This is a genomic window from Allokutzneria sp. A3M-2-11 16 (genome assembly GCF_024213555.1).
Taxonomy (GTDB): domain Bacteria; phylum Actinomycetota; class Actinomycetes; order Mycobacteriales; family Pseudonocardiaceae; genus Allokutzneria.
In genome coordinates, this window is sequence record NZ_JANAVO010000001.1 from 3,070,889 (window position 1) to 3,082,371 (window position 11,483).

Annotated in this window: 9 protein-coding genes; 7 read left to right on the forward strand and 2 right to left on the reverse strand. The window is 67.4% G+C overall.

Annotated elements, in window-relative coordinates:
- Nucleotides 1-2: 2 nt before the first annotated feature.
- A complete protein-coding gene (locus NLX83_RS15340) occupies nucleotides 3-800 on the forward strand; it encodes a discoidin domain-containing protein (protein ID WP_254235508.1) in 798 nt (265 codons plus the stop codon).
- Nucleotides 801-894: 94 nt separating this feature from the next.
- Here NLX83_RS15340 and NLX83_RS15345 read toward each other — a convergent pair whose 3' ends face one another.
- Nucleotides 895-1,962 (reverse strand): polyprenyl synthetase family protein, encoded by a 1,068-nt coding sequence (locus NLX83_RS15345; RefSeq protein WP_254235509.1) that lies wholly within the window; start codon nucleotides 1,960-1,962, stop codon nucleotides 895-897.
- 545 nt (nucleotides 1,963-2,507) lie between these two features.
- Here NLX83_RS15345 and NLX83_RS15350 point away from each other — a divergent pair.
- The 3 genes from NLX83_RS15350 to NLX83_RS15360 all read left to right on the forward strand — a co-directional run bounded on the left by NLX83_RS15350 (nucleotide 2,508) and on the right by NLX83_RS15360 (nucleotide 6,090).
- On the forward strand, nucleotides 2,508-3,392 hold the full coding sequence (locus NLX83_RS15350; protein ID WP_254235510.1) for a nitroreductase/quinone reductase family protein: 885 nt from the start codon (nucleotides 2,508-2,510) through the stop codon (nucleotides 3,390-3,392).
- A gap of 70 nt (nucleotides 3,393-3,462) precedes the next feature.
- The gene (locus tag NLX83_RS15355; RefSeq protein ID WP_254235511.1) at nucleotides 3,463-4,623 is read left to right on the forward strand and encodes a lipase family protein; all 1,161 of its coding nucleotides are present in this window, start codon (nucleotides 3,463-3,465) and stop codon (nucleotides 4,621-4,623) included.
- Between the two features lie 57 nt (nucleotides 4,624-4,680).
- Nucleotides 4,681-6,090 carry an alpha/beta fold hydrolase gene (locus NLX83_RS15360; RefSeq protein WP_254235512.1) on the forward strand — a complete coding sequence of 470 codons (1,410 nt, stop codon included), beginning with the start codon at nucleotides 4,681-4,683 and terminating at the stop codon, nucleotides 6,088-6,090.
- Here the strand turns inward: NLX83_RS15360 and NLX83_RS15365 are convergent.
- A complete protein-coding gene (locus NLX83_RS15365) occupies nucleotides 6,087-7,229 on the reverse strand; it encodes an FAD-dependent monooxygenase (RefSeq protein ID WP_254235513.1) in 1,143 nt (380 codons plus the stop codon). The genes NLX83_RS15360 and NLX83_RS15365 overlap by 4 nt on opposite strands.
- A 165-nt stretch (nucleotides 7,230-7,394) precedes the next feature.
- Here NLX83_RS15365 and NLX83_RS15370 point away from each other — a divergent pair, with 165 nt between their 5' ends.
- From NLX83_RS15370 to iaaH, 3 genes are read left to right on the forward strand one after another with little or no spacing between them, the layout of a single operon-like run.
- The gene (locus NLX83_RS15370) at nucleotides 7,395-8,717 is read left to right on the forward strand and encodes a GNAT family N-acetyltransferase (RefSeq protein ID WP_254235514.1); all 1,323 of its coding nucleotides are present in this window, start codon (nucleotides 7,395-7,397) and stop codon (nucleotides 8,715-8,717) included.
- Nucleotides 8,718-8,728: 11 nt separating this feature from the next.
- The gene (locus tag NLX83_RS15375; RefSeq protein ID WP_254235515.1) at nucleotides 8,729-10,120 is read left to right on the forward strand and encodes an aspartate aminotransferase family protein; all 1,392 of its coding nucleotides are present in this window, start codon (nucleotides 8,729-8,731) and stop codon (nucleotides 10,118-10,120) included.
- Nucleotide 10,121: 1 nt separating this feature from the next.
- Nucleotides 10,122-11,483 carry an indoleacetamide hydrolase gene (gene iaaH, locus NLX83_RS15380; RefSeq protein WP_254235516.1) on the forward strand — a complete coding sequence of 454 codons (1,362 nt, stop codon included), beginning with the start codon at nucleotides 10,122-10,124 and terminating at the stop codon, nucleotides 11,481-11,483.

Here is an 11,483-nt window from a genome sequence, read left to right on the forward strand (position 1 = left end):
TCATGTGGGTTCTCGCATTGACGGCGACGATGCTGGCCGCGACCGCGCCCGTCACGATCTCGGTGAACCCCGAGAAGGTTCAGGTGGTTGGACTTCCGTGCATGCCGGGCTCATTGAAGGTCGGCATGACCAACACCGGGACCACCGACCGCTACGCCGATCTGGAGCTGTCCGCGCCGTCACCGGTGGTTGCGGATCGGAAGATCATCTCAACATGGTTGCCCGCGTGGGACCCGGACCACACAGTGACCACTCCGGTCGGGGTGACGGTTCCGCGCACCGCGAAGCCAGGCACCTACTCGCTGACCCTCAGCGTCGACCGGACGCGCCGCACCGTCCCCGTCGAGGTGCTTCCCTTGCCGCCCAAGGACAATCTCGTGCTCGGCGAGCAGGCTTCGGCGTCTTCGACGCACGGTAGCTTCCGGACGTGCGGTGCGGTCGACGGAGATGCGGACTCGGCGAACTGGTCGACGAGAACCGGGTGGAACGACGCCACGCGCGCGGTTTTCCCGGACGAGTACTCGGTGTCGTTGATCGCGCCTTCCGCCATCGGTCGCGTGGAGCTGCAAACGCTTGACTCGGCGCGCTATCCCGCCGCGCAGAACGGCTTGCGCGACTGGGACGTGCAGGTGCGCGTTGCGGGTTCGTGGGTCACGGTGGACCAGGTGCGAGGCAACGCGGTCGGCCGCGTGAAGTCCGTTTTCCCCGCTGTGCAGGCGGACGCGGTGCGGATCGTGGCGCTGGACTCCAACGATCACGCGTACTCGCGCATCGTGGAGTTGGAGGCTTACGCCCGCTGACCTAGACTCCACCCCATGACGCCCAACCGCCCGGCGCACTCCCCGTGGCCTGAGGCGGTCTAGAGAACGGAAAAACGCCGCGCTGGGTCTGGGGTCAGTCGGTGTGGGCGACGATCTTGATGAGGTCGTGCAGCGCCTGGCGCACCTCGTCGTCGAGGCGCAGGCCCGCGAGGGTGCGCTCGGCGGAGTGGACGCGTTCGCGCAGCATCCCGCGCACCTCGTCGAGCGCGCCGGTCGAGCGGATGATCTCCTTCGCCTCGTCCACCCCGGCCTGGCTCAGGCCCGGGTCGGCGAGCAGCTCCAGCAGCCGGTCGGCCACGACGGGGTGGGCGCCCGCCAGTGCCGCCGCGATCAAGGTCGTCCGCTTGCCCTGCCGGATGTCCTCGCCGACCGGCTTGCCGACCGCGGCCGGACTGCCGAAGACGCCGAGGACGTCGTCGTGGATCTGGAACGCCTCGCCGAGGGTGGTGCCGAACGAGCCGAACCCGCGAATGGTGTCCTCGTCCGCGCCACCCGCGAGCGCGCCGAGACGCAGCGGCATGCTGACCGAGTAGTTGCCCGACTTCAGTCTCGCCAAGCGCAGCGCGGCGGCCATGGAGGTGTCACCGGAGCTGCCGGACGCGATGTCCAGGTACTGGCCGGAAATCAGTTCCAGGCGCATTTCGTCATAGGCTCTGCGAAACGGTTCGGTCCGTCCTCCAGGAAGTGGAATGCTCGATATCGTCATATCGGCCCAGATGCAGAGCGCATCACCAGCGAGGATTCCGGCGGAGAAACCGAAATGCTCCGCGTCGCCATTCCAGCCCCGTTCCCGGTGCAGGGCGGCGAGTTGTTTGTGCGCGGTCGGAACGCCCCGCCGGGTGTCCGCGCGATCCATCAGGTCGTCGTGCACGAGGGCGAAGACGTGGAAGAGTTCGATGGCCGTGGCCAGCTCGATTACCTCAGGCCGGTCGGGTTCACCGCCCGCGCGGTAGCCCCAGTAGAACAGCTGCGGCCGGATGCGCTTGCCACCGGCCGCTGTCACCCTGGTGAGGGCGCTGACCAGGTCAAGCATCTCGGCCGCGCTGTGCCCGCCGACACGGCAGAAACGTTCCATCGAACGGGCGAGCGCGGCGTCTATGCGGGTGACGAGCGGCAGCGTCGGAATGCTTTCAGTGGTCATCGTGATTCCTTCCGGCCGATGTGCGACGGGTTCCGCTCCCGTTGCCAAATCGAGTCATTCCAGGGCTGGTCGGATCATTCCGGGGAATCTCTTCCTGCTGCTGTGTCTACCACGCGCGCGGGGGTGCGTCGATCGGCGACTCGGCATCGATCTGGGCAAAATCCGCAGATCCTGGTTGGCATTCCGAAGAGAATGTGAATCCGCTCCGGCTACTGATCGTGCCGCCCCCGGGCGCATATTCGCTCAACCGCCGAGCGGGTGATCTTGATCGTTTGTCCGTGCACTGCGGTCGAACTGAACCTTGCGCTCCGCACATCCCATCGTGTTACTGTCGTGCCGTGCCCCGTATGGGCCTACGCATGGAGGTAGCGGCTTTCTGAGCCACTTCAGGACGGCATGAGCCCGTTCCCTCGCACTTGGCATCCCCGAACCTTTCGGGGCGCTCGCGCCTTGTCCGAATGCGTAGTCCGCCCGCGGGGTTTTCTCATGCGTTCCGTCGTGGTTCCGGGCCGGTCGATCCATGTGATCAACTGGGAAAGGACCACATGACTGACAGCTACGACGAGTTCGACTTCGCCGACTTCCAACGGAAGATCATCGAGGAATTCCGCGCCAACGGCGGCCGGGTCGGCGGGATGTTCGAAGGCGCCACGCTCGCGCTGCTCACCACGACCGGAGCGCGCAGCGGACTGCCTCGGACGAGCCCCCTGGGCTACCTGGAGATCGACGGGCAGCCGGTGGTGATCGCCTCCGCGATGGGCGCGCCGAGCCACCCCGCCTGGTACCACAACATCCGCGAGAACCCCGCCGTGACCGTGGAGATCGGCACCGAGACCTATGAGGCGGTCGCGGGCATCCCGGTCGGCGCCGAGCGCGACCAGCTCTTCACCAAGGCCGTCGAGCAGGCGCCGGGCTACGGCGACTACCAGGAGAAGACCACGCGGGTGATCCCCGTGGTGACGCTGCACCGGGTCGATCCCCAGGCCGGTGGGCTGGGCGACTTCCTGGTCGAGGTGCACGACTGGCTGCGCGCCGAGCTGGCCAAGCTCCTCGACGAGGTCGACGAGATCGTGGCCGGACGCGCGTCGGGGGACCTCGTGGTGCAGCTGCGCGCGCACTGCCTGGAGTTCTGCGGGGCGCTGTCGAAGCACCACACCGGCGAGGACTACGGCGCGTTTCCGATGCTGGCACAACGGTTTCCGGCACTCGCGCCCGCACTGGAGAAGCTCGGCGACGACCACAAGGTCGTCGCGCGGCTCCAGGAGGAGATCAGCGCGCTGGTCGACGGCTACGCGCCGGGCGAGAGCGATCCCGTGCGGCTGCGCGAGGAGCTGGTCCGCCTCACGGCTGAACTCGAAGCCCACTTCGCCTACGAGGAGAAGACCGTTGTCACAGCGCTGAACGCGCTGAGCCCGGCGCCGCAAGGGTAGGGCTGGCCCCAGGGGAGGCCGGGGGCGGACATCATGTCGGTGCCGCCCCCGGTCGGACAGGCTGGTTCCCATGTCCATCAAGCATGTCACGGCCGCGACCCTGATCGTGGCGGTCGCCGCCTGCGCCCCGGCCCCGCGGCCGGTCCCGGAAGTGCGCGGATCGATCGTCTCCACGACACCGGTGGCCGACCTGCAAGCCGCTGAGGTCACGACGGCGTTGCAAGCGGCCAAGTTCGACCCGGCGACTGTCCAATATGGAGTGAAGGCGTACCGGGTGCTCTACCGCACGATCGGCACGAAGGGCGAGCCCACCACGGCCACCCAGCTCGTGGTGTTCCCGAAGAACGACGACAGCGACCTGCGTCCGGTGTCCTGGCTGCACGGCACCACTGTGTACCGAGGGGACGTGGCCTCCGTGAAGGCGGAGTCCAGCGACCGCGCTGCCGCCTTCCTGATCGCGTCGACGGGACGAGCGGTGTCCGCGCCGGACTACCTCGGCCTGGGTGAAGGTCCGGGGCACCATCCCTACGGGCACCCCGAAGCTACGGTTTCATCCACATTGGACGCATTGCGGGCGACCCGTGAACTGGCTCGGCAGCAGGGAAAGACGCTGGACGAGCGCGTGTTGATCAGTGGCTTCTCCCAGGGCGGCCCGGCGACGATGATGCTGGGCAGGGCTCTCCAGGAGGGCGCTGACCCGTACTTCACCCCGGCCGGGCTCGCACCGATCGGCGGGCCCTTCAACGTGAGCCGCTTCGAAGCCGACGCAGCGGCCGACAAGGTCACGATGGCGTCGCTCTACCTGGCCTATTTCGCCACCGCGTGGGACCGCGTGTACGACATCTACGATTCGCCGCAACAGGTCTTCCGCGAGCCATACGCAGCGCAGGTGGAAGTTCTCTTCGACGGCAACCACAAGACCCACGAGATCGCGAAGGCTCTGCCGCCGCGCTCGCAGGACCTGTTCACCGCCGAATTTCTCCGTGAGATGCAGAACCCCACGGGGAAGCTGCGCGATCTGTTGCGCCCCAACGACACTTCATGTGACTGGAGCCCGAAGGTTCCGGTGCGCGTATACCACGCCAAGGGTGATCGCGATGTGGCGTTCCACCACGCCGAGCACTGCCAGAGCCAGCTGAAGACCAACGGCACATTAACCGATGTCGGCGACGCGGATCACAATGGCAGCGTGCGCAGGGCACTGCCGCTGGTCCTCCGGGACTTCCCCTGAGGCGACGTATGCCTTTCAGCAGATGCCACGGCGAAAACCCGGTCCTAGGTTCGCGGTGTGAAGAGAGCATTGATCCTCGCCGCGGTGCTGGCCTGCACGACCGCTGCCCCGGCGATGGCAGCCCCCGGCCTTGACTGGAAACCGTGCGACGGCATGGAATGCGCAACGATCACCGTGCCGGTGGACTACGCGAAGCCGCGGGGCAAGACGATCACGCTGAAGCTGGCCCGTGCCCGCGCGACCGGGCCGGACAAGCGGATCGGCTCCGTGATCATGAACCCCGGTGGGCCGAGCGTGAGCGGGATCGGCACCCTGAAGCGGACGTTGCCGAACTTCGTCGAGTTGAGGCGGCGCTTCGACATCGTGACCTTCGACCCGCGCGGCTTCCCCGGGAGCGACCACCTGCCCGAAGAACACTGCCTGAAGGTCGGACCGTTCATCTCGATCCCGCGGACGCAGGCGGAGTTCGACGCGGCCGCTGCGGAGAACAGGGAGAAGTTCGCCCAGTGCCGGGAAACGAACCCCGCGTTGTTCGACAATATGAGCTCGGCGAACGTGGCGCGTGATGTGGACGCGATCCGTGCGGCGGTGGGGGACCGGCAGCTGAACTTCCTGGCCAACTCCTACGGCGGAGTCATCGCGGCTTCCTACGCGCGGTTGTTCCCGCAACGGGTGCGAACGATCTTTCTGGACAGCATCGTCGGCCACGTCGATGACCAGGAGGTCGAGGAGACGGAACTGATCAAGGGCAATGAGAGCACCTTCAAGCACTTCATCGAGTGGTGCGCGAAGGAGAACAGTTGCAAGCAAAACGGTCAGGACGTGTCCAGGATCTGGCTCGACCTGCTTGCCAGGGCTGAGAAGGAGCCGATCCCGGCGAAGGGCAGCAACCCATCGGTCAGCTTCACCGGCCGCGATCTCATCCTGGTCGGGCCGATGTTCCTGACCAACACGGAGATGTGGCAGGACTTCTCCGATGCGCTGGACAAGGCCCGCAACGGCGACGCGATCGGCTTCACTCCGGCGTTGTTCGGTGGCGCCAGGCTGTTCGGCGCCGCCGCGGCCCTGGCGGTGGAGTGCGCGGACTTCCCGGGGCTTAGGACGTATGAGGAATTCCAGGCGCTACTGGAGCAGGAGCGCAAGCTGTCGCCACATTTCCCGGGCAACCGCACCGGTCGCCGTATGTTCTGCGTGGGATTCCCCAATGAGGCCAGCAACCCGAACGGGCCGATCAATCCCAAGGGGCTCCCGCCGCTCCTCGGTGCTGGGGACTGGCGCGAGGTGTCGCACGTGCGCAGTGTGACCGACACGATTCCGGGTTCGCTGGCGTTCGAAGTATCGGGGAAGGCCGCGCACGGTCACTACCTCAACTACAACAACAGGTGCGTGATCGGGCATGCGGACCGCTACTTCGCGGAGAAGGTGCTGCCGCCCAAGGGAACCGTCTGCACGCCGAGCATCCCCTAGGAGACGGTCTCGGCCCAGTCGATGTGGTGCTCGTACAACCAGGCTTGGTAAGCCTGCCGCCGCCGCGTCACCTCGGCCAGTTCCGCTTCGCTCATCGGCGGCTGCGGGGCGCCACCCGTTCTGGTGGCGTCCCGTGCCGCGCTGTTGGCTACGAGGCGTTCGACGCGATCCCGGCGGAGGCGTTCGTAGACGGGGAAACCCTTGTCCGGTGGGAGATCCCGGAGGCACTTCGCCAGGGTCACCGCGTCTTCGAGCGCCATCGAAGCGCCCTGGCCCGCCGCCGGTGACGCGGCGTGCGCGGCGTCCCCGGCCAGCACCATGCGCTCGGTGTGCCAGTTCGGCGTGGTCGGGATGTCGTAGACGTTGCTGCCGATGACCTCGCCGTCCGTGGACTGGATGATCTCCACGGCGGGGAAGTCGTCATCGGCGAAGTACGCGCTGGCGTGGTCTTTCCATTGCTGGGGCGTCATTCCGGTGAGGTCCAGCTCCGGGCCGGGAAGGCGGCTGAACCACCACGTCTGCCCGTGCGGGACCCCGATGTAGCCGAACGCGGCGCGAGCGCCGTGGACGAAGGTGTAGGTGTTGGGCTCCTCGCCTTCACGCGCCGGGGCGTAGCCGTAGACGACGTTCAGCCCGGTGTACCTCGCGCGCGGGGCGCCGGGGTTGATGATCGCGCGAGCCGTGGAGTGCGTGCCGTCGGCCGCGATGAGCACATCGCCTTCTGCCGTGCTGCCGTCCGCGAACGTCGCGACCACGCCGTCCTGCTCGGTGGCGGCGACCAGGCGCTTGTTGTGCTCGACGCGAATCCCGCGCTTGGCAGCCTCGGCGTGCAGTACCTGGTAGAGCGCGGCCCGGCGCAGCGTTCTCGGCCCCTGGCTGTAGGTCTGGGCGCTGACCTCGCGCCCGGCTCCGGTGAGCAGTCGAACACCTCGCGCGGGATAGGAGTGCTCGGCCACGACCTGGTCGAGACCGACCGCGGCGAGCGCGTTCATCCCGTTGTGCATGATCGTGAAGAAAGCCCCGGCGTCGTCGGCCCCGGTGGGGTACGCCTCGTGGACCACCGCGTCGATCCCCGCCTTGTGCAGGGCGATCGCGGCGACCGTGCCCGCGATGCCACCGCCGATGATCACGGCCTTCATGGTTCCCCCCGTCGTGACAAACCCCTACCTTGATCGGCTCGGGCCGCCGTCGCAAGGCCGGGTGTTCGGCCATTGGTTGCGCGATTTCGCCGAGGAGCGAAACCTTGCTGCCGGGCGGGTGAAAAACCGCTGGTCCCGAAGGTGGTGACGGTTATACCTAGGCACATGGGCCCGATCGTCCCGACACCACTGCCCGGCGGTCTCCTGCTCCGGGGAGCGGCCCCCGGGGATCGAGACGCGCTGGTCGAACTGCACTCCTCGGTGCACGCGGGGCCGGACGGGGCGCCGAACACCGCGGTCGGGCAATGGATACGGGACCTGTTCGACCGAGGGCACCCGACCGCGAGCCTCGACGAGATGGTCGTCGTCGAGGACATCGGCACCGGTGTGCTCGCCTCCAGCCTGATGATGGTGCCGCAAACCTGGTCCTACGACGGGATTCCGTTCGGGGTCGGCCGCGTCGAACTGGTCGCCAGCCACCCGGCCTACCGGGGCCGTGGGTTGCTGGCCCGGCAACTCGAAGTGCTGCACGAGCGCAGTGCGCACCGCGGCGACGTGCTCCAGGCGCTGACCGACCTGATGTTCTCCCCGGGGAAGGCGCGGTACTGGACGGCGCTGACCCAACGAGCCGGTCGCGGTGGGCTCGCCCGCGATCTTCCGTCCGGCACGGCATCGCTGCGACCGGCCACCGGGGACGACATCCCGTTCCTGCTGGAGGTCGATCGGCACGCGCGCGGGCGGATGCTGTTGTCCTGTGTGCGGAACAAGGCCCAGTGGCGGCATGAGCTGACCGGCCGCACACCCGGGAGCATGGTGCACGACGAGATCTTCCTCGTCGAGTACCACGGGATTCCGGCCGGCTACGTCGTCCTCGGTTACGGCGGCATCCCCAGCTATCCGATTCCGCCGTGGTGGCCGGGCATTCCCGTTCCGGAGCCGGTGATCTCGGTCAGCGCGTTCGAGCTGGCTGCCGGGATGCCGTGGCACGACGTCGTTCCCGGAGTCCTCCAACGCCTCTGTCCGTCCGATGTGGACGGATACGTGCTCTGGCTCGGCACGGAGCACCCGGCCTACGAAGTGCTGGGCGAATCGTTGACGCGCAAACCGCAGAACATCGGTTGGTTCCTGCGCATGCCCGATGTGGACGCGTTCCTCCGGCACATCGCGCCCGTTCTGGAGAACCGGCTCGTCGGCACCGCCGCCGAGGCGTACACCGGAGAACTGCTGCTGCACTTCTACACCTACGGCACCCGCTTGGTGTTCGAGCGGGGGAAGCTCGTCGACGTCTCCTCCTGGGCAGAGCACAGCCGCCGGGGATCGGACGCCTCCTTGCCCGAACAGATGTTCCTGCAACTGCTGCTCGGTCATGCGAGCTGGCCGGAAATCGCACCCGCCTTCCCCGACTGCCGGTTGCAGAACCGCACCGCCGGGTTGCTGATCCCCGTGCTGTTCCCCAGGAAACCGTCCGCCGTGTGGCCGCTCATCTAGTGAGGAACCCCATGTCCGAGGCAACCGTGATCGTCGAACGCTTCCGCGACCGCACTCCCGGATCGCTGAAAATCCACGAGGCGGCGAAGAACTGGCTCCCCGGTGGCGACACCCGCACGATCAACCACTACACGCCGTACCCGGTGTTCATGGCGCACGGCCGCGGCTGCACGGTGACCGACGTCGACGGCAACGACTACCTCGACCTGAACAACAACATGAGCGCGATCGTGCACGGCCACGCGCATCCCGCCCTCGTCGCGGCGGCCACGGAGCAGATCGCCCTCGGCACGGCCCTTGGTGCGCCGACCAAACTCCAGGCGGAGCACGCGGAGGTGCTGTGCTCGGCGATCCCCGCGCTGGAGAAGATCCGCTACTGCAACTCCGGCACCGAGGCGACGATGCTCGCCATCCGCACCGCGCGCGCGTTCACCGGGCGGGAGCTGATCGTCAAGATCGCCGGGGGCTACCACGGCCTGCACAACGACGTTCAGATCAACATGTTCACCGGGATGAGCGAGCCGACCAAGGAGCAGGACGACCTGCCCGACTGGTTCCCCGCGGCGCAGATCCCGCGCGGTGTCCCGTTCAACACCGTGGACAACGTATTCCTCTTGCCTTTCAACAACATCGAAGCCGCGGAGGAGCTGTTCTCCCGGCACGGGAGTCGGATCGCGTGCATCATCGTGGAGCCGATGTTGAGTGCCGCGGGCGGAATCCCGGCCACCGCGGACTACCTCCACGGCCTGCGCCGGATCACCGAGGAGCACGGCGCGTTGCTCGTCCTGGACGAGTGCGCCACGTTCCGGCTGGGTCCGTTGCAGGGCCGCTACGGGATCACCCCGGACCTGATGACCCTCAGCAAGATCATCGGCGGTGGCCTGCCGATGGGCGCGTTCGGCGGCAGGAACGACGTCATGGCCCAGTACGATCCGACGCGGCCTGATCCGCTCTACCACGCGGGCGCGTTCGGCGGGAACAACCTCAGCCTGGCGGTCGGCCTCGCGGCGCTCCGCACCTTCGGCCCGGCGGAGATCGAGCGGCTCAACGCCACCGGCGAGCGACTCAAACTCGACATTTCCGCTGCTGCCAAGGATGTCGGGGTGAAGCTCGAAGTGACCGGTATCGGCTCGCTGTGCCACATGCATTGGGGGGAAGGTGAAATCTCCGACGCGCAGGACGCGCTGGATCGCAGGACCGGGCTCGGAACCCTGCCCGAGCTGTTCCACCTCGAGCTCACCAACCGCGGCATGTTCATCTCGCGGCGCGGCCTGTACTGCCTTTCGTTGCCGATGGCTCAGGACGATCTGGACTCCTTCGTCGCGGCAGTGCACGGGACGCTGGAGACGCTCAAGCCCTACATCGCCCGCGAGCTGCCCCACCTGATCCGGAGTGAGGGCTGAGATGGATCTCTTATCGCTCAGCCTGGCCGAGGTCGCCGGGCACATCCGCCGCCGCGAGCTCTCCGCGTTCGTCTACGCCACCCATCTGCTGGAGCACATCGAGAACGATCAGCTCCGCGCGTTCATCACCGTGTCGCCGGAAGCGGTTCTCGCCGCGGCGAAGCAGGCCGACGAGACGTCGCCGGTCGGTCCGTTGCACGGCGTTCCCATTGCCATCAAGGACAACATCGACACCGCCGACCTGCCGACAACCGGTGGTACACCAGCACTTCGCCACCATCGGCCACGAAAGGACGCCGCAGTCGTCGAAGCTCTTCGCAGCGCGGGAGCACTGGTCCTCGGCAAGACCAACCTGCACGAGCTGGCTTATGGCGTGACCGGAGCGAACGGCGCGTTCGGTGCGGCGCGCAATCCTCACGACCCGAGCCGCATCGCGGGCGGCAGCAGCTCGGGCTCGGCAGCGGCCGTCTACGCGGGGCTCGCACCAGGAGCGCTGGGGACCGACACAGGAGGATCAGTCCGAATTCCCGCCGCGCTGTGCGGAATCGTCGGACTACGGCCGACATCTGGCAGATATCCGCAGGACGGGATCATGCTGGTGTCCACGACCCGTGACACCGCAGGACCGTTAGCGCGAACGGTTGCGGATGTCGCGGTCCTCGATGCCGCTATCACCGGCGCGGAGCCGCTGAGCGAGATGGACCTCCGTGGCCTCCGCATGGGTGTCGTGCGCGATCCGTTCTACGTCGACGCTGCACCGGGTGTCGCCGCGGTCATGGAAAACCACCTGGCGCAACTGGAATCGCTTGGTGTGGAACTGGTCGAGGTGCAGCTGCCGGACGGCTTCGCCGAGCTGATGGTCGGCGCGGGCTTCCCGATCGCCTTCCACGAAACCCCGCTCACGTTGCAGAACTACCTTGGGGCAGAACAAGAACTGGCCGATGTGGTCGAACAGTGCGCCAGTCCGGATGTCAAACAGATCCTGCAGATGATCCTCGGCGAGGGACGAATTCCGCTCAGCGACTACGAGGCGGCGATGACTGTGCACCGGCCGGCGCTGGAGTCGGTGTTCCGGGAGCGGGTGCGAACACATCGCCTGACCGCGTTCATCGCCCCGACCACGCCCGTGACCGCGGCACCGCTGGGCGCGGAGGAAGTAGAACTTGGCGGGGAAACCGTCTCCGCCTTCGCGGCCTACACACGCACGACGGGGCCGGGCAGCGCGATCGGCTGGCCGGGCCTCACGGTGCCCGGCGGACTCGATGAATCCGGCCTGCCGGTCGGTGTCGCCCTTGACGGGCCGCCCGGAAGCGATCGGGTGCTCCTGCGGATAGGGCAGGCCCTCGAACGCGCATTCGGCTGA